The organism is Streptomyces sp. SD31 (genome assembly GCF_052068475.1).
In the GTDB taxonomy this organism is placed as follows: domain Bacteria; phylum Actinomycetota; class Actinomycetes; order Streptomycetales; family Streptomycetaceae; genus Streptomyces.
This window is the reverse complement of sequence record NZ_JBQHCX010000003.1, coordinates 448,202-465,914: the sequence shown is the minus strand read 5'-3', so window position 1 is coordinate 465,914 and position 17,713 is coordinate 448,202. Positions and strand designations below refer to the sequence as shown.

The 17,713-nt window shown below is 70.8% G+C and carries 12 protein-coding genes; 1 reads left to right on the top strand and 11 read right to left on the bottom strand.

Annotation, left to right across the window (positions count from 1 at the left end; genetic code table 11):
* Nucleotides 1-32: 32 nt before the first annotated feature.
* The 7 genes from ACTMVF_RS09500 to ACTMVF_RS09470 all read right to left on the bottom strand — a co-directional run bounded on the left by ACTMVF_RS09500 (nt 33) and on the right by ACTMVF_RS09470 (nt 9,847).
* Nucleotides 33-3,917, bottom strand: a complete 3,885-nt coding sequence (locus tag ACTMVF_RS09500; RefSeq protein WP_441270494.1) for a lipopolysaccharide biosynthesis protein — start codon at nt 3,915-3,917, stop codon at nt 33-35.
* The gene (locus ACTMVF_RS09495) at nt 3,910-4,710 is read right to left on the bottom strand and encodes a polysaccharide deacetylase family protein (RefSeq protein WP_441270493.1); all 801 of its coding nucleotides are present in this window, start codon (nt 4,708-4,710) and stop codon (nt 3,910-3,912) included. The genes ACTMVF_RS09500 and ACTMVF_RS09495 overlap by 8 nt, the downstream gene beginning before the upstream one ends.
* Nucleotides 4,707-5,726 (bottom strand): glycosyltransferase family 2 protein, encoded by a 1,020-nt coding sequence (locus tag ACTMVF_RS09490; protein ID WP_441270492.1) that lies wholly within the window; start codon nt 5,724-5,726, stop codon nt 4,707-4,709. Before ACTMVF_RS09490 ends, ACTMVF_RS09495 begins: the two co-directional genes overlap by 4 nt.
* Nucleotides 5,723-6,553 (bottom strand): glycosyltransferase family 2 protein, encoded by an 831-nt coding sequence (locus tag ACTMVF_RS09485; RefSeq protein WP_441270491.1) that lies wholly within the window; start codon nt 6,551-6,553, stop codon nt 5,723-5,725. The genes ACTMVF_RS09490 and ACTMVF_RS09485 overlap by 4 nt, the downstream gene beginning before the upstream one ends.
* A gap of 389 nt (nt 6,554-6,942) precedes the next feature.
* Nucleotides 6,943-8,034: a GNAT family N-acetyltransferase gene (locus ACTMVF_RS09480; protein ID WP_441270490.1), complete on the bottom strand. Its 1,092-nt coding sequence runs from the start codon at nt 8,032-8,034 to the stop codon at nt 6,943-6,945.
* 1 nt (nt 8,035) lies between these two features.
* Complete coding sequence (locus ACTMVF_RS09475; RefSeq protein WP_441270489.1) at nt 8,036-8,485, bottom strand: hypothetical protein; 450 nt, start codon at nt 8,483-8,485, stop codon at nt 8,036-8,038.
* Between the two features lie 156 nt (nt 8,486-8,641).
* Entirely contained in the window at nt 8,642-9,847 is a 1,206-nt protein-coding gene (locus tag ACTMVF_RS09470; protein WP_441270488.1) for a S8 family peptidase, read from the bottom strand.
* 314 nt (nt 9,848-10,161) lie between these two features.
* Here ACTMVF_RS09470 and ACTMVF_RS09465 point away from each other — a divergent pair, with 314 nt between their 5' ends.
* The gene (locus tag ACTMVF_RS09465; protein WP_441270487.1) at nt 10,162-10,971 is read left to right on the top strand and encodes an SGNH/GDSL hydrolase family protein; all 810 of its coding nucleotides are present in this window, start codon (nt 10,162-10,164) and stop codon (nt 10,969-10,971) included.
* Between the two features lie 21 nt (nt 10,972-10,992).
* Here the strand turns inward: ACTMVF_RS09465 and ACTMVF_RS09460 are convergent, their stop codons facing one another.
* The 4 genes from ACTMVF_RS09460 to ACTMVF_RS09445 all read right to left on the bottom strand — a co-directional run bounded on the left by ACTMVF_RS09460 (nt 10,993) and on the right by ACTMVF_RS09445 (nt 17,538).
* The gene (locus ACTMVF_RS09460; RefSeq protein WP_441270486.1) at nt 10,993-12,621 is read right to left on the bottom strand and encodes a serine/threonine-protein kinase; all 1,629 of its coding nucleotides are present in this window, start codon (nt 12,619-12,621) and stop codon (nt 10,993-10,995) included.
* A gap of 45 nt (nt 12,622-12,666) precedes the next feature.
* Nucleotides 12,667-14,310, bottom strand: coding sequence for a HoxN/HupN/NixA family nickel/cobalt transporter (locus ACTMVF_RS09455; RefSeq protein ID WP_441270485.1), 1,644 nt, complete (start codon nt 14,308-14,310; stop codon nt 12,667-12,669).
* Entirely contained in the window at nt 14,307-15,800 is a 1,494-nt protein-coding gene (locus ACTMVF_RS09450; protein ID WP_441270484.1) for a tetratricopeptide repeat protein, read from the bottom strand. Before ACTMVF_RS09450 ends, ACTMVF_RS09455 begins: the two co-directional genes overlap by 4 nt.
* Nucleotides 15,801-16,002: 202 nt before the next feature.
* Nucleotides 16,003-17,538 (bottom strand): DUF4331 domain-containing protein, encoded by a 1,536-nt coding sequence (locus ACTMVF_RS09445; RefSeq protein ID WP_441270483.1) that lies wholly within the window; start codon nt 17,536-17,538, stop codon nt 16,003-16,005.
* Between the last annotated feature and the right edge of the window lie 175 nt (nt 17,539-17,713).

Sequence of the window (17,713 nt, the reverse complement as noted above, 5' to 3'; positions counted from 1 at the left end):
CGGGACCGTCTGTCCGCTCCCTGCCTGATCGGCTACTTGATCGTCAGGAACCGCTGCACGAGCGAAGCCAACAGCACCGCCAGCAGCGGCAGCGAGAACCAGAAGCTGCTCTGCAACCACCGCAGTTGCCGCACGCCCGGCCGCACCGCCACCCGGACGACCTCGCGGGCCATCAACAGCACGATCAGCGCGAGAGCAGCCAGGCCCCCGACCACCGACCACGGCGTCCAGGTCACCTGCGGCCCGATCGGACCGGGATCGGCCTTCGGCACCTCGCCCGCGGGCTGCTTCCGCAGCGCGTACATCGTCACGTCGGCGTTGACGAAGACCTTCTTCAGCTCCTGCCGCTTGTCCAGGTTCTGGATCAGCCGCGACTCCCAGGTCGCCGAATAGCCCACGTCCATCCGGAGATAGGTGACCTGACCGCGGTTGATCATCAGATACGAGTTCGGGCCCGCGTCCTTGAGCGACTTCACCAGGCCCGACACCAGCACCGGGTCGACCGGCGCCAGCGTCGGCAGGTACTCGACCTTCTCCATGTCCCGCGAGCCCCACGGCATCGACGGCGTCACCACGTTGACCGGATCGTCGCTCAGCCACAGAAGCCGCAGGGACGGATCGTCATGGGCGTACACGTACTCCATGGCGGCGACCTCGCCGGGCCGCACCCGTTCGAACGGCTCGTTGCCCCAACGGGCCACCAGGAAGCCGCCCATGAGGACCAGGCCCGCCATCAGCGCGGCCAGCGGGGCGAGGCTCACCTTGTCCTTGTCGCGCTCCTTGGCGGTGACGCCGGTGCGCGGGAAGAGGGCGAGCCCGGCCAGCAGCGCCGCGCCGGGCAGGGCGAACATGAAGACCCGCAGCGCCATCTCACCGCCGTACGACTGCATGCCGAAGCCCAGGAACGGCACGAAGGTGAGGACGAGCAGCGAGCGCTCCCGGTAGTGGTGGAAGCGCCGGCGCCACCAGCCCCAGCAGGCCATGGCCATCACGCTGCCGGCGAGCAGCACGCGCGTGTACAGCACCAGCTTGTGGGTGGAGCTGCCGCCCTCGATGCGGCCGGAGACGGAGGACGACACATTGCTGCCGACGCCGCCGACCCCGCCGAAGAGTTCGTCGAAGTGGCCCGACCAGTACGGCTCGGCCATGAAACCGATCCAGACCGTCACCATGACACCGAACAGGATGGGCAGACCGCGCAGTTCGGACTTGCCGATCAGCACGAGCGCCGTCAGCACGCCCAGCATCACGAACGGCGTGAGCTGGTGGGCCGGGACGCTCGCCGCGAACAGCCCGGTCACGACCAACAGCAGCACGGCCCGCTGCCGCCGGTCCGTCGGCTCGACCTCGACCTCGCCGGGCCGCCGCTTCGTCCAGATCACGTGCGGCGCCCGGAACCAGACCAGCAGGATCGCCGCGAACACCAGGTACAGCAGATAGGTGAAGCCCTGCGGCGAGAAGTAGTCCTGGCCCACCCAGCCGCTGAGCACGAAGATCCAGATGCCGGTCCACTTGGCCCGCCAGCTCGCCCGCATCGAGCGCACCAGCAGGAACATCGGGACCAGGTAGAGCAGTTGCATGGCCAGCGGCCACCAGCGGATGACCTCGGTGAGGTCACTGACCCCGCACGCCTTCGCGGCGAACGCGGCCACCGCGAAGAAGCCCGGCCAGCTCCAGCGCGCGTCCAGGTCGGGCACGGCCGACCCGGTGCGGTCGATGTAGTCGAGGAAGCCCAGGTGCTGCCACGCCGTCGCGAAGCGCGGCTCGGTCTCGATCAGGGCGGGCAGGGAGTGCAGCGACACGACCGTCGCGACCAGGGTGACCAGCAGCAACGCCCGGTGCTCCCGGCCCAGCCACAGCAGCGAGGCGAACACCACCGCCAGCAGCGCGGCCCCGACCAGCGTCGGCATCGGCAGCACCGAGATCAGCCCGAGCCCGCCCATGCCGTCCAGATCAGCCTCGCCGAGCCGTAGCGCGGGCACCCAGTACAGCAGCAGCGCGGCGACCAGCAGACAGCCGAGGACGACCCCGAGGCGGGTGGGCAGCAGCCGCTCACGCCAGGTGAGCGAGGGCGCGTCGGGCTGTCGTACGGGCTCTTCGGGCATGGGCGGCTCTTCCCGTACGGCGGACTCCTGCCGTACGACGGCCTCCTCCCGTACGGCAGCCTCCTCGCGCTCCTCCGGTAGGGCCTCGTCGCTCGCGCCCGGCATGTCGAAGTCGGCCTCGAACGGCGCGTCCACCTCGGCGGGCCCGAGCGACGCCTCCGAGCCCGGCTCGCTCCCCCACTCTCGGATTCGCTCGAGCGGGGGGACCCCCATCTCGACCGGGAGCCCCGCCTCGGGCTTGCGTGCCCAGGTCGGGCGGTGGTCCGGCCGGTGTTCGAGGCGTACCGGCGGCGTGCCCGTGGGCGGCGTACCCGGCCCCGGGCGGACGTCCGGGCGGCGTTCCAGGTGGTCGAAGTCGACGTGGATGCCGAGCGCGAGGGTGTCCGTGTCGAGCGCCCAGGCGGGCATGCGCCTGCGCGCCCCCAGGTCGGCGAGGTCACCGTCGGGGGCCGCGTCCTCCGGGACCTCGGCCGGCGTCGCCCGCGCGGTCCGGTACAGCTTGGGCGCGGCGATCGCGACGATCACCGCGAGGGAGACGATCTCGGCGACACCGGCGCCGGTCAGGCCCATACGGGGGAGCAGCAGCAGCGTCAGGCCCAGCACCAGGGCACACAGCAGGCCCTGCAGCCAGGCCAGTCCGGCGGTGCGGCTCTGCGCGCGCAGGACCGCGAAGTACGTCTCCATGACGACCCGCAGCAGCGCGCCGACCGCGAACCAGCGCAGCAGCGGGGTCGCCGCGTCCGCGTAGCCCTGGCCGAAGACGCCCAGGATCCAGGGCGCCCCGAAGAACAGGATCGCGGCGACCGGCACCATGATCCGCGCCATGCGCCGGAGCGCGGCGCGGGTGTTGGCGGCCAGCCGCCTCGGATCGTGCGAGCCCTCGACCGTGAGGGAGGCGCCCATGTTGATGGCGAGCAGATTGACCGTGCCGCCGATGGTGGCCGTGATGTAGAAGTACGCGTTGTCCTCGGCGGAGACCTGCGCGGCCACGATCACCGGAATGAGATAGACCACGGCGAGGGAGAACAGCGAGCCGGTGTAGTCGCCCGCCAGGAACTTGCCGATCTCCTTCAGGGACGGCGGGCTGGTGTGGTCCGCGGTCGCCTGCACATGGCGCGGCACCAGGCGCCGGAACACCAGCCAGCCCAGCGGCAGCACCGACACCGCGATCGCCGCGACCCAGGACACGAAGACACCGGCGGTGGGGATCGCCACCGCGAACGCCACCAGCAGACCCAGCTTCACCGCGGAGAACACGGTGTTGCCGACCGGCACCCACACCGCACTGCGCAGCCCGGTCAGCACGCCGTCCTGGAGCGTGAGCAGGTTCCAGGCGACGACGGCGACGACGAAGAAGAGCCCGCCCGCCGCCCCGTTCAGGAACCGGTACGACGGCCCCCACAGATCCAGCGTCAGCAGGAACACGCCCGCGGCCAGGGCCACGATCACGCAACTCCCCGCATACGTCCGGAAGATGAGCCGACCGCTCCTGCGTCCCGCCACCGGGATGAAACGGGCCAGCGCGCCCGTCAGCGCCACCGCGGTCAGACCCGCGAGGAACTTCATCGCGGCGATCGCGGCGGACCCCTGGCCGACCGCGGACTCGGAGTAGTAGCGGGCGGCGGCCAGCCAGAAACCGAGCCCCAGTACGGCGGAGACGCCGGTGTTGATCATCAGGGCGTAGGCGTTGCGGAACAGCTGACTGCCCCCGGAGGGCCCGCCCATGCCGGGCAGGCGAAGCCGGCGTCCCGACTGCTCGGGCGCCGTCGCGTCGGTCGATGCGGGCTCGGTCTTGGTCGTCGTGTCAGACACGGGAACGGATGGCCTTCCGGCGGACCTGTCGGGTTCTGCGGACCACGGCGTACCCCTTGGTCAGGGCACGGTCCCTGGCGAAGGTGCGGGTGATCGCACGGCTCTCGACCATCCGCTGGAACTCCTGGATGCCGGTGCCTCGGCGCACGGTGAGGCGGGTGAGGGCGTACGGCCCCTGTCGCCGCCGCGCGAGGCCGTTGTTGACGGCCAGCGCCTGGGCGTACCCCGTCTCGCGCACAGCTTCGCGCACCCGGCGGCTGGAGTAGCCGTACGGGTAGGCGAAGGAGGCCGGGGCGGTGCCGAGTTCGTCGCTGATGATCTCCTTGCAGAGGATCAGCTCGGAGCGCAGCCTGCCGTCCGGGAGTTGGTCGAGCTGCGGGTGCGTATGACTGTGGCCGCCTATCTCCACGTCCTCCTCGGCGAGTTCGCGGACCTGGGCCCAGTCGAGCATGGTGTCCAGGCCGCCGCCGGTGTCGTGCGGGCCCTTCAGCCAGCCCGTGGAGACGAACAGCGTGGCCGGGAAGCCGTGCTTGGCGAGCACGGGCAGGGCGTGCCGGTGCACGCCCTCGTAGCCGTCGTCGAAGGTGATCAGCACAGGCCGCTCGGGCAGCGGTCTGCCCGAGCGCCAGCGCGCCGCGAGATCGGCCGTCCTGACCGGGGTCAGGCCCAGATCGCCGATCAGCGCCATCTGCTCCGCGAACGCCTCCGGCGTCACCGACAGATCGCGGGTGGCGTCGTTCGGCGAGGTGGAGACCGCGTGGTACATGAGAATCGGCACGCGCGCGTCGCTCATCTGATGCCCCCCTCGCGGCCGGCTTCCCCCTCGCCGGCTTCCCTTTCGACCCCGGCCACCGAGTACGTAACGCCACCCCGGCGGGCCCGGACACTGCCCACCACGTACCCACCGGCCGCCGTCAGCACCCCCGCGACGATCGCGCCCGCCCGCCCCGCACCGCCCGGCCGCGCCAGTACGGCATCCCGCAGCCCGCGCGCCACCCCGGCCGGCAGCACCCGGGTGGTGTACCGGCGCTCGGACTCGAGTCCCTTGTCCGCGCCCACACTTCGGGACACCAGCGCCTTCGACAGGCCCTCGGCGTAGGTACGCGTGCGGAAGTACCGGAAGTGCTCGCGCGCTCCGGGCACCCGGTGATGGATCACCGCGCGGTCGTCGATCAGCAGCACCGCGTCCGGCCGGGCCCGCGTCAGCCGGATGCACAGCTCCGTCTCCTCGCCGCCCAGCGGCAGCCGGTCACCGTCGCGCCCGATGCCGGAGGCGAAGCCGCCCGCGAAGTCGAACGCCGTACGCCGGAAGGAGGCGTTGCCACCGAGGACGTTGCGCACCTTCACCCGCCCGCGCGGCAGGCCCCGGTAGGTGCAGCCGACCACCCAGTCGAACTCCTCCGGGAACCAGACCGGCCGGCGCCCCGACGCCCAGATCGGCTCCGTGCGTCCGCCGACGGCCATGACGCCCGGGTCGGCGTACCCGGCCGCGAAGTACCTCAGCCAGTCCCGCTCGGCCACCGCGTCGTCGTCGAGGAACGCGATCACCTCGCCGTACGAGGCGGCGATGCCGGTGTTGCGGCCGGCGGACAGGCCGCGGGGGCCCGCGTTGGCGAGCACCCGGATGCCGGTCGCTTCCTTGTACTCCTTGGTCAGCCGGTCCAGGAGCGCCTCGTTGTGGTCGACGACCAGCAGCGTCTCCAGGGCCGGATACGCCTGCGCCCGCACCGAGGAGACCGCCGCGAGGATGTCCTCCCAGCGGTCCTCGGTGTACACGCAGATCACGACGGAGATGTCGGGACCGCTCAAGACGCCTCTCCCCGCACCGAGTGAACCGAGTCGAGCATCGGGGAGTGGTTCCTGCGGCTGCGCAGGGCACGCCGGTTGGAGCGCTCCTTGAGGATCACCTTGAGCACCCTCAGCCCGTCCCGCACGGCCCGCAGATTGCTCGTGCCATGGATGCGGAGGTACTCGTGGCTGGGGATCTCCTGCACCTTCAGACCCGCCTTGACGACCCGGATGTTCATCAGGGTCTCCACCTCGAAGCCGGTGCAGTCGAGGTCGATCTTGTCCAGGCAGTGCCGCCAGAACGCGTTGTATCCGTAGCAGAGATCGGTGTAGCGGGCGCCGAACTTACGGTTGACGGCCGTGCACAGCGCCCAGTTGCCCAGCTTGCGGATCGGCGTCATGTCGTCGGTGCCGCCGCCGTTGGCGAAGCGGGACCCCTTGGCGAAGTCCGCGCCCGAGACGAGGGCGGAGACGTACGACACGATCTCCTGGCCGTCGGCCGAGCCGTCCGCGTCGACCATCACGATGATGTCGCCGGTGGCCGCCTCGAACCCGGTGATCAGGGCATCCCCCTTGCCCTTGCCGCGCTGCCGCACGACCTTGACGTCCGGCCACAGCTCACGGGCCACTTCGACGGTGTCGTCGGTGGAGTTGCCGTCCACCAGGACGACTTCGTGTATCCAGTCCGGGAGCGTCTTGAAGACGTACGGAAGGTTCTCGGCCTCGTTCATGGCCGGTATCACCACGCTCACCGGCGGCGCGATGGCCATGTGCGAGGAGACAGGGCGGTACTTGCCGGCTGTTGACAGATCTTGGTCTGCAACCGCCGGGCGCAGAACAGAACTCATGAGTCTGGTCCCTCTCGTCCGGTGGACCGCCCGCCCCTGGGCGGCCCGGTATTTTGTCCGGTTCGAAAGGGGGGTTCTCACTCACGGCACGGCTGACCGGCTCCCTGCCGACTGGCTTTCCGTGTACGTGAAGTGAGCTGGCAAATCTGGCCGACCGCCGCCAAAACGGCAGCCGGTCGCGCGGCACGACTCGGTCACGCATGCGGACATCGTCACCGAGCACCCCCCTACCGCGCCCCGCGCCGGGACTGTCGCGGTCCTTGAGCCCTCCCCTGGAGCCGCTGATGACAGTCCGATGCGCGCGAGATGTACGACGGTATTGATGATTGAGACTGTATGGCAAGAGCTGGAACGAGCTCTCACGTTTTTGTTGGTTTGACCGAAGTCACCTACCTGGAGCGGATCCTCCCCATACGCTTGAGGAGCCGGTCCGCCGGTTCGAACAGCTCCGGCCGGGTCTGCACGGTGTTGCGCAGCGCACGGACCGGGGCACGGCGTGCCCGGTGTCCGAACGCGACCGGGTGACGCCGGGTCACCCACCCCTCCGACACGATCAGCTCACGTGTCTTCAGGGAGTCCTTGTATTCCTTCTGACCCCGGCCGAGATCGAGATAGGCGATGCCGTCGGCGGCGGCCGCCTCGGCCATGCGCAGATGCAGCACCAGCCCCGGCGAGTATTTCGAGAGCGCCGGGTCGTAGGCCGGGAACCAGCAGGCCAGCACCCGCTCGGTGCGCAGCCCGAAGTGCGCCGCGATCGGCTTGCCGCCCGCGTACAGCACCGACAGGATCCCCGCGAACGGCTCGGAGCGGGTGTGGAACAGCTGATCCACGAGCCGGGTGATCCACTCGTGCGCGAAGCGGTCACTGCGCCCGGTCCTGCGGTACTGCGCGGACTTCCAGGCCATCAGCGTGCGCAGGGCGGCCGGATCGCGCTCGTCGTGCACATACCGCACACCCCCGTGGTCCCGGCCCAGCTTGCGCTCCTTGGCGAGCGTCGTCCTGGTGAACTTCGGTGACCTCGCGCGCAGTTGGCTCAGATACGCCTCGTACCCCTGGTCGACGTCCATGACCGGGGACGGGAACGTGCCGGAGGCCTCCGCCGCGAACGCCGCCTGGCCCTCCACCAGGTGGTCGAACTCCCATACGGCGAGCCCGCACGCCTTCAGCAGCTCCCTGGCGTCCCAGGTGAACCCGGGCCGGTGCACCAGCCCCTGGGCGTCCGAGACGCCGAGGCCGATCGCCCGGCCGACACCGGCCGCCGTCCGCTGGAACGGGAAGAAGGCGGCCGGCTCACCGCCCTCCCGTACGACCGCGATCCGCACCCCGCGCCGGCAACGACCGACCGCGAGCGCGAACTCGGGGGACAGGAACGGGTTGGCCAGCTCGGGCGAACCCTGCAGATGGGCCTTGGACTGCATCGAGGTCCACGCCGCCCGGTCGGCGGAGCTGAGCTCGCCGGGGCGGTACACGCTGATGTCCACGTCAGTCAGTCCGCCTTCGCGTCGTACGGCCGCTTAGCCGCCGCAGCAGGACCAGCAGGAGAATGACGGCGCTGATCGCGGTCACGGCCACGATCCCGCCGCGTACCGACCACCGGTGCACGGCGAGCATGCCCTGGGCCACCAGCATGTTGACGACGACCGCGCCCGCGACCGAGGCGATGGTCCGGCCGAAGGGTTCCAGCCCGCGCAGCGCGGCGGCGATCGCCGCGGCCGGTGCGGCGAGCAGGAAGAACAGCGTGAACGGGCCGCGCAGCGGCGAGCCCGAGTCGACCAGCGCGAGCACGGCGCCGAATCCGCCCGCCGCCGTGGCGGCGCCCGCGAGCAGCGGCGCCAGGTCCCTCCCCGGTCCCGGCCGCACGCGCTCGCCGTCCTGAGCGTCGGCTCTGGATGAAGCCGTCTTGATACGTGCCTTGGTACGTAAGGTCTGCATTGGCGACTTTGCCCCCCGAAGCGCCGGATGCCGGGCTTCAATGTGGCTCAGTTCCGTGGGGGCCGTCAAGACGTCCCCCGGAGACGGCGGGCGTCTCCGGGGGACGGTTCGTTCAGCTCGTGCGGTGTGCTGTGACGGGAGTTGTCACGGGAGCTGCTACGGCACGAGCTTCAGCAGCCGGTTCGGCGAACCGGTGCCGGGGCTGGTGACCGCGTTGGTGGTGGCGCCGCTCGTCAGGGCCGAGGCGACCGCGGCCGGGGTGGCCGAGGTGTGGCCCGCCAGATAGACGGCGGCCGCGCCCGCGACGTGCGGGGTGGCCATCGACGTACCGGAGATGGTGTTCGTGGCGGTGTCGCTGGTGTACCAGCCCGCCGTGATCGAGGAGCCGGGCGCGAAGATGTCCAGGACCGAGCCGTAGTTCGAGTAGCTGGCCCGGGCGTCCGAGCTGGTGGTGGCGCCGACCGTGATGGCCTCGGTGACCCGGGCCGGGGAGGAGGACGAGGCGTTGGTGGAGCTGTTTCCGGCCGCAATGGCGTAGGTCACGCCGCTGGCGATGGAGTTGCGCACGGCCGTGTCCAGAGCGGTGGAAACGCCGCCGCCGAGCGACATGTTGGCGACCGAGGGACCCGAGTGGTTCGCCGTCACCCAGTCGATGCCCGCGACCACGCCCGCCGTGGTGCCCGAGCCGCTGTTGTTCAGCACCCGGACCGCCACGATCTTCGCGTTCTTGGCGACGCCGTAGGTCGAACCCGCGATCGTGGTGGCCACGTGGGTGCCGTGCCCGTTGCCGTCCTGGGCGACGTTGTCACCGTCGACGGCGTCGTAGCCGTTGGTGGCCCGGCCGGCGATCTGCTGGTGCGTGATGCGGACGCCGGTGTCGATGACGTACACGGTCACGCCGCTGCCCGCGGTGTCCGGGTAGGTGTAGGTGCCGGAGAGCGGAAGCGAGGTCTGGTCGATGCGGTCCAGGCCCCAGGGGGCGCTGGACTGCGTGGCGTCCATCGTGACGCGCTGGTTCTGCTCGACCGCGGCCACCGCCGGGTCGGCGGCGAGTCTCTTGGCCTCGGTCGCGGAGAGGGTGGCGGCATAGCCGTTCAGCGCGGTGCCGAACGTCTTGTTCACCGAGCCGCCGTACTCCTTGATCAGGCTCTTGCCCGCGCTCGAGGCGGCCTTGAGGCCGGCGCTCTTCTTGAGCGTGACGATGTAGCTGTCCTTGATCGCCGTGGGGGAGCCGGCGGCCAGGACCTTCCCCTCGGCCGGGGCGGCCTGGGCGGGGAGGGACGTGAGTCCGCCGACGAGGGCGGCGGTCGCCAGGCTGGTTATCGCGGCGAACCGGAACTTCTTGCTACGCAGTTGTGCCATTACGAGGGAGTCCTCCTCCTGGCGGCGCGCATGGGTGGTGCGCGCACATGTGGGGGGTGCGCGCGTCCTCGCACGCACGGCCCGGAACGGCGCGTTCCTGTTCCGGGCCGAGGTAAAGGATCTGTGCTCCCGGTATGGAGGACAAGGGAGTTGACGATCTGTCAACAATCCTGTCATGAACACGAAATCAAACCCATGGGCAACTCACAGGTGGCGACCCGTGATGACCGGAAAAGTCTTGGCATGGACACTTCCCGTCAACACGCGTAGTTGGTACGACGGTTACGGCAGAGATCCTGCTATAGGGAGGTTCCATGAGACGTTCCCGATTTACCGCATACGTCGCCTCACTCCTCCTCGCCGTCAGTGCCGCCCTCACCGGGACCGCCACCGCGCAGGCCGCCGACACCGCTGCCACCGGCGGCTATGTGGCCCTCGGCGACTCCTACTCCTCCGGCCTCGGCGCGGGCAGCTACATCAGCTCCAGCGGCGACTGCAAGCGCAGCACGAAGGCGTACCCGTACCTGTGGGCCGCCGCGAACTCACCCTCGTCGTTCGACTTCACCGCCTGCTCCGGCGCTCGTACGAGTGATGTCATGGCCGGTCAGCTCGGCCCGCTCAACTCCGCCACCGCACTCGTGTCCATCACGATCGGCGGCAACGACGCGGGCTTCGCCGACATCATGACGACCTGTGTGCTCCAGTCCGACAGCGCCTGCGTCTCACGGATCAACACCGCGAAGGCGTTCGTCGACTCGACGCTGCCCGGCCGGCTCGACACCGTCTACACGGCCATTCGGACCAGGGCCCCGTCCGCCCATGTGGTCGTACTCGGCTACCCCCGCTTCTACAAGCTGGGCGCGTCGGGGTGCCTCGGTCTGTCCGAGACCAAGCGCAGGGCGCTCAACGACGCGGCCGACTACATCGACGCCGCGACCGAGAAGCGAGCCCTGGACCACGGATTCACCTTCGGTGATGTGCGGCCCGCCTTCACCGGGCATGAGATCTGCTCCGGCAGCTCGTGGATGCACGCCGTGAACTGGCTCAACATCCCGGAGTCGTACCACCCGACGGCCGCGGGCCAGTCGGGTGGTTATCTGCCGGTGCTGAACAGCGCGGCCTGAACCCCCGCACAGCCGGCTCTCCTACGAGCTCGGCGACTCGCTGGGCGTTGGCGAGACCCCGTCCGTCGGGGTCTCCGTCACGCAGGTCACCGAGAACGGCACCGAGTCGGACTTCGTCTCCACCGGGTCGCGGACCTCGACGCTGATCTCGTTCTCGAACGTCCCGCTCTCGTCGTACGTCGTCACGAACGCCCTGTCCTGCTTGGTCCGTTCGCCGCCCTCCGGGAACGACAGGGTCTTCCAGCCCGAATCCATGACCTCCCCGTCCTCGGACACCCAGCGATAGCTGACCTCGGCCGGCAGCCGCCCCACCGTGAACGTGGCCGTGAAGGACGGCGCCTCGCCGCTCGGCGGCGGACAGGACCCGGAGTACTCCGTCTCGGCCCCCGTCAGCGTCACCTTCACGGACTGCGGCGCCGGAGCGGTCGGACGGCTGCTGCTCGGGCTCGGTGTCGGGCTCTCGGCCTCGCCGGAGGTGTTCTCGTCCCCGGTCTCGGTCGGCGCGGTCGCGTCGCTCTCCTGGCTGGTGGTGTCGCCGCCCGCCTCCTCGCCGTCGCCCCCGCGGTTGAGGAGGGCGTACGTCAGCCCCGCCAGAGCCAGTGCGAGGGCGGTGAGGCCCGCGATCAGGGCGACGACGGCGCGGCGGTTGCGGTCGGGACGGTCCGAACCGTCGTGTCTCGTGGCGGAGGCAGGGGTGCCGGTGAAGGGCCGGGTCGGCGTGGGTGGGGGGACCGGGGCCGTCGGGGCGGTCCGTCCCGGTGCGGGGAAGGCCGCGACGGTCGGCGCGTAGGGGCCTGACCCCGCGGTGTCCGCGCGAGGTGTGCCGCCCGCCCCGATGATCCGCAGGTCCTGTTCGGCGAGGTCGGCCGGCAGCCGTTCGGCCGGGTCCTTGCGCAGCAGTCCCTCGATGACGGGGGTGAGCGGGCCGGCCCGGCGGGGCGGCGGCAGCTCCTCGTCGACGATCGCGCGCAGGGTGCTCAGCGGGGTGTCCTGGCGGAACGGGGAGTTGCCCTCCACGGCCGCGTAGAGGAGTACGCCGAGCGACCACAGGTCGGACTCCGGTCCGGGGGTGCGGCCCAGCGCCCGCTCCGGGGCCAGGAACTCGGGGGAGCCGATGACCTCGCCGGTCATCGTCAGTGCGGAGCTGCCCTCGACCATGGCGATGCCGAAGTCCGTCAGGACGACCCGGCCGTCGTTCGACAGCAGCACGTTGGCCGGCTTCACGTCCCGGTGCAGCACCCCCGCCTCGTGCGCGGCCCGCAGCGCGGCCAGCACCTCGGCGCCGATGTGCGCGGCGCGCTGCGGGCTCAGCGGGCCCTCGGCGTCCAGCAGCTCGGCCAGCGAGATACCGCGGACCAGTTCCATCACGATCCAGGGTCTGCCGTCCTGGGTGGCCACGTCGTACACCGTGACGACATTGCGGTTGGCGACCCGCGCCGCCGCCCACGCCTCGCGCTCCAGCCGGGCGTACATCCGCTCGACCTCCGGCAGCGGCAGCCCGTGCGGGGCGCGCACCTCCTTGACGGCGACCTCGCGGTGCAGCAGCTCGTCGCGGGCCCGCCACACGGTGCCCATGCCGCCCTCGCCGAGCGGGGACAGGAGGCGGTAGCGGCCCGCGATCAGACGTTCACTGCCCGATTCTTCGGACACGGGCGTCCCCCATTCGCATCCGTGCGCATTCTCCACAAAAGTAGCTCAGTTGAGTGCGGATGCCGCCCCCTGGAGAACCAATCCGGCTCCGATCAGTACGACGAGCACCGCGGATCCCAGAGGTGCGGTCCTGCGGACGAAGACCGTCAGGGGGTGGCCCATCCAACGGGGCCGGCTGTCCAGCACCCGCGTCACTCCCGTACCCAGCCTCACGACGGCGAACCCGGCCGCGGTGAGGGTGAGCGCGAGTCCGACGCCGTACGCGACGACGAGCAGCAGCCCGAACCACGCCTTCCCGAGCGCCGCCGCACCCACGAGCACGACGACCGCGGAGGGACTGGGCACGAGCCCGCCGGCGAAGCCGAGGAGGATCGTGCCGCGGAGGGTGGGGGCGGTGGAGTGGGTGTGGGTGAAGCCGTTGTGGGTGTGGGTGAGGAGGCCGCGGGAGCCGGTGGGGGTGTGGTCGTGCTCGTGGTGGCTGTGGTGGTGTGCGGGAGCGTGCTCCGGCGTGGGTGCGGGGGCCTCCGCTGAGGAGGGGGCGTGCGCGGCCACCAGGACCGGTTGGCGCTCGTGGGCGTGGTCGTGGCGGTGGGCATGGTCGTGATCGTGATCGTGAGTGTGCCCGTGCGGGTGCCCGTGCCCGTGCCCGTGTTTCCGGACGTGCCAAGCCCGCCGTACGAGGGTCGCGCCCGCCGCGATCACCAGGGCGCCGCTCGCGATGCCCAGCCAGGTGATCACCGAGGGGGCCGCCGCCGAGCCGGCCGTGACCAGGACGCCCAGGGCGACCACGCCCAGGGTGTGCGTGACCGTCACCGAGGCGGCCAGGGGCAGCACGTCCTTCATACGGGCCCGGCCGCCACGGGCCGCCGCCACCGCGGCCATCAGGGTCTTGCCGTGGCCCGGGGCGAGCGCGTGCATCGCGCCGAGGAAGACCGCGATGACCAGGGCGAGGGCGGCGAAGCCGACGGTGAGGTCCTGGCGGGAGACCAGGCCGTCCAGGGCGCGCGTCCAGCGGTCGGCGCCGCGCGGCAGGACGGAGGAGGCGGGGGTGTCCTGCTCCGCCTCGGCCAGGGCCGGTCCGCCGGGAAGTACGCGTACGGACGCGGTGTCGGTGTCGGCCGGGGAGGACAGCAACTCCTCGGGGTACGCGGTCAGTTCGCGGGAGACCGACTCCTTCGGCACGTCCGAGGCGGCGAGTGTCATCCGGTCGCCGCGCGCCGTGATCTCCCGCCAGCCGGGGCCGGCTTCCGCGCCCGCGCCGCGGAAGCCGAGGGCGACCGAGGCGTCCTCGGGAAGCGGTGCCGTCAGACGGCACTCCACGCGGAGGGTGTCAAGGCCCGCCTGGCCGGGCCGCACACGCGCGTGGCTGCTGTTCAGCTTCAGAGCGACCGTACGGCCGTCCACGGTGACCTCGCTGCCCTGCGCGGCCTTCGCGCACCGCTGCCGGGCCCACGCCGTCATGCCGCCCGCCTTCTCGATGTCCGGCTTCGCCTGCGTCGCCGGGATCTCGGCGAGGTCCTCGACGTGGTGGACACGCAGTTCGCCGGGGGCGGCGACGAGGCCGTCGTAGCGGTTGACGGTGAAGTTGCCGAGGGGGTGCGCGCTCGCGGGGGCGGAGGGGAGCAGGGCGAGCGCGCAGGCCGTCGTGAGGACGGCGGTGGAGGATGCGAACAGACGACGAGGGGTCACTTGGCCGCCTCCAGGCCCTTGAGTGCCGTACGGGCTTCTCGGGCGCCCAGCGGTGAGAAGCCGGGGTTCAGCTTCAGCGCGGCCCGGAGGTGCTCGCGGGCGTCCTCGGTGTGTCCCGTGGCGCGCTCGATGATCCCGCGGTGGTGGAGGAACGCGGCGTTGCGGTAGCCGGTGGCCGTGGCCCTGCGGGCGTACGGGAGGGCTTCCTCGTCCTTGCCGTTGACGTGCAGTGCCCAGGCGAGGGCATCCGCCGTGTGCACGGTCTGGCGGCGCTTCCACTCGGCGCGGGCGGCGCGCAGGGCCGAGGCCTTGTCGCCGTGGTCGGCGGCCGCGAGGGCGGTGTCGAGGTCGGCGTTGACGCCGTTGGCACGGGCGAGGGCCGTCCAGGCGTCGACCAGGGCGTACTGGTCGTCGGCCTTGACCTTGTCACCGGTCGCCTCGTACAGCTCGCCGAGTTCGACGAGCGGTCCGGGGAGGGGGTGGCGGGAGACGACGTCCTTCAGGCCCTTGAGCGCGCCGGTCCTGTCGCCGCTCGCCGCCTGTGCGCGGGCGCGGCCTTCGAGGGCGGGGACATAGTTCTCGTCGGCGGCCAGGGCGCGGGCGTAGTGAGTGAGGGCCGTGTCGTAGTCGCCCTGGTTCCAGGCGAGTTGGCCGAGCTGGGTGGCGACGTACGCGATGTCGCCGGGTGTGACGGCGGAGGAGAGCGCCTGTTCGAGGACGCGCTCGGCGGTCCGTACGTCGCCGTGCAGTTCGCGTACGTAGGCGTAGCGCGTGAAGACGGGGATGCCCGGGCGGCGGTCGTCGGCGGTGTCGGCGGCCTTGGCGGCGTCGGGGTAGCGGCCGAGTTCGACCAGGGCGTCGACTCGGGTGCACAGGGCGCGTTCGCTGTACGGGTTCTCCTTCAGGGCCCGGTCGGCGTAGTTCAGGGCGTCCTCGAAGTCGTGCCGGGCCGCGGCGAGGGCGGCGCGGCCGGCGAGGGCCTGGTCGTTGTCGGGTTCGAGGGAGAGGGAGCGCTGGAAGGCCTGGTCGGCCTGGGGGTAGCGGGAGGGGTCGCCCTTGGTGCGGGCCTGTTCGACGTAGGCGAGGCCGAGGGTGGACCAGCCGGTGAAGTCCCTTGGCTGGGTGCGGAGGTGGGCCTGGAGGGTGGTGATGCCGGCGTCCAGGTCGCCGCTGGTGAGTAGGCCCGGTGATACGGCGGCGGATGTGGTTTCGACGCTTTGGGTGGGCTTGTCGCGTGCGGCGCCGAGCGCTATGGAGCCGGCGGTGAGGGCGATGGCGAGGAGGGCGGCGCAGCCGGTGAGGTGCAGGGTGCGGCTGTGGCGGGCGGCGGCGATGCGTTGGGCGTGGCTTTTCTCGCCCCCGCCGCCCCTACCCGTCCCATCCCTGGGGGCTGCCGCCCCCAGACCCCCGCTTCGGCCCTGAACGGGCCTTGTCCTCAAACGCCGGACGGGCTGGGATGCATCCGCACCGGTGGCCTTGCTGTTCTCCATGCCCTCTCCTGGGTCGTTGTCGCGTGCGGCGGCGCGGCCCGCGCCGTGGGGGATGAGTGCTGCGCGGGCCGCGCCAGTTGGGGGGCCGGTTCGGCAACGCCCCCTAAGGGGCGCGGGGAACTGCGCGACCAGCCACGATGGCGCCGCAGACGACCGACGAGACATCGCGGCACTTAAAATCGCGGCACTTCAAGCGGAGCGCCTAGTACGCCCGGTCCCGCATCCGGCGCCACCACATCAAGGCCCCGCCGATCAGCAGGATCCCCAGCGCGCCGGCGCCGGCCGAACCGGCGATCAGGGCCGTGTCGTCCAGGCCGCCGGAGGCGCCCGTCGGCTGGAGGGCGTCGCCGAGCTGGCTGCGGACGTCGGTCTCGCCGTCCGTGCCCTTGGCGAGCGGGCCGCGGGAACCCTCGGTGGGCAGGGCGACGTACGGGAAGGCCTTCTCGAAGTCCTTGTCGTTCTTGTCGACCGCGTCGCCCAAGTCGTTCTTGGCGCCGAGCAGTTCACCCTCGACGACCTGGAGCGAGGCGTCGATCACGTCGTCGGTGAGGCGTCGGCCGTTCGGGAAGCCCGCGGTGTCGCCGTCGAGGACGCCGAGCCGCTTGGGTTCGGCGGCCGGCTTGATCGAGGTGTTCAGGCGCAGCATCTCCGACGGTGTCACGTGCGGCGGCTGGTTGAGGTCCTTCACGCCCTTGAGGAAGACGTCGACCAGGTCGTTGCGCGGCTCGTCCGGTGCCGGGATCTTGTAGATCGCCTCGATGAGCTTCGGCAGCTCGGGGTTGGTGACGTTCTTCAGGAACTGGGCGTCGTCCCAGGGCGCGGACGCGTTGAACTTGTCCTTGTCCTTGAGGGGGTTCACGACCTCGTTCACCAGCGGGTTGCCGAGGCGCGAGACCTGCTCGAAGTAGCCCTTGGCGTTCTTGCGCTGGGTCGTCGACCAGATGCCGACGATCGGCTGGTCCGACGATTCCGCGATCATGTGCGTCGGGACCTGCAGGGCGATGGAGTTGACGTTGTAGCCCTTGAGCGTGTCGTTGCCGACCTCGGAGAGGTTCCCGCCGTAGAGGAGGTCGAAGACCCGCAGGTCGAGGAAGAACGGGTCGTCGGCCTGTCCGGCGAACGACGTCGCGTCCCCGGCCAGCTTGTGGACGGCCTGTTCGCGCAGCTTGGCGTAGTCCGGCATGGACGCCTTGCCGACGTTCGAGGGCGCCACCGGTACGTCGTTGGCGACCTTCGTCTTCGACACCAGGTGCTGGTCCTTGAGCTTGAGCAGCTCGATGTCGTACGTCTGCGTGATGTTGAGGTCCTTGTCGTCGAGGCTCTCGACCGGACCGGTGTTGTACAGGAACGTCTTCTTGTTCTTGATGTGCGTGTCGAAGGTGAAGCGGTAGAGCAAGTCGCCTTGCGCGTCACCGTTGTTGTCGATGTGGAGGTCGTACTGGGCGTCCTCGGCGAACGTGAAGAAGTTCGGGCCCCCGGCCGGCTCCTCGAACGGGATCCAGTTCGCGATGATCGTCGTCGTGTCCGGCTTGTCCGGGCTGACGAACGCGTAGACGTCCGTGTTGTCGTACTGCGGCGTCCCCGAGATCAGTGGGGCCTCCCGGTGGCTGGAGGCGTAGGCCGCCCCCGGCTCCAGCGCGGCGACGCCGGCGGCTGCGAGCCCCCCGGCGGCCAGCGCACCACATACGAGGGTCGCGAGACCCTTGCGTCCCGCACCGCTCCTGGAAATAGGTGTCATGCCGTCCGTCCTCAGTGCCAACTTGCCTGACGAACCCGATTCGGAGCCGTCGCCAGGGTGGATTGGTCGAATCCCAAGCGTTCTTACGGCGGAACTGGAAAGTTGTTTCATCCGCGGGCGACCCGCGTTTTCGGCGCGCTGATCCGTAACCCCATCCGGAGGTGGGTTCGTTGCG

Excerpts from the sequence above, each read along its gene's own strand:
- ACTMVF_RS09495 (WP_441270493.1), bottom strand. The coding sequence starts at position 4,710 with ATGAGCGACGCGCGCGTGCCGATTCTCATGTACCACGCGGTCTCCACC.
- ACTMVF_RS09485 (WP_441270491.1), bottom strand. The coding sequence starts at position 6,553 with ATGAGTTCTGTTCTGCGCCCGGCGGTTGCAGACCAAGATCTGTCAACA.
- ACTMVF_RS09475 (WP_441270489.1), bottom strand. The coding sequence starts at position 8,485 with ATGCAGACCTTACGTACCAAGGCACGTATCAAGACGGCTTCATCCAGA.
- ACTMVF_RS09470 (WP_441270488.1), bottom strand. The coding sequence starts at position 9,847 with ATGGCACAACTGCGTAGCAAGAAGTTCCGGTTCGCCGCGATAACCAGC.
- ACTMVF_RS09465 (WP_441270487.1), top strand. The coding sequence starts at position 10,162 with ATGAGACGTTCCCGATTTACCGCATACGTCGCCTCACTCCTCCTCGCC.
- ACTMVF_RS09450 (WP_441270484.1), bottom strand. The coding sequence starts at position 15,800 with ATGGAGAACAGCAAGGCCACCGGTGCGGATGCATCCCAGCCCGTCCGG.
- ACTMVF_RS09445 (WP_441270483.1), bottom strand. The coding sequence starts at position 17,538 with ATGACACCTATTTCCAGGAGCGGTGCGGGACGCAAGGGTCTCGCGACC.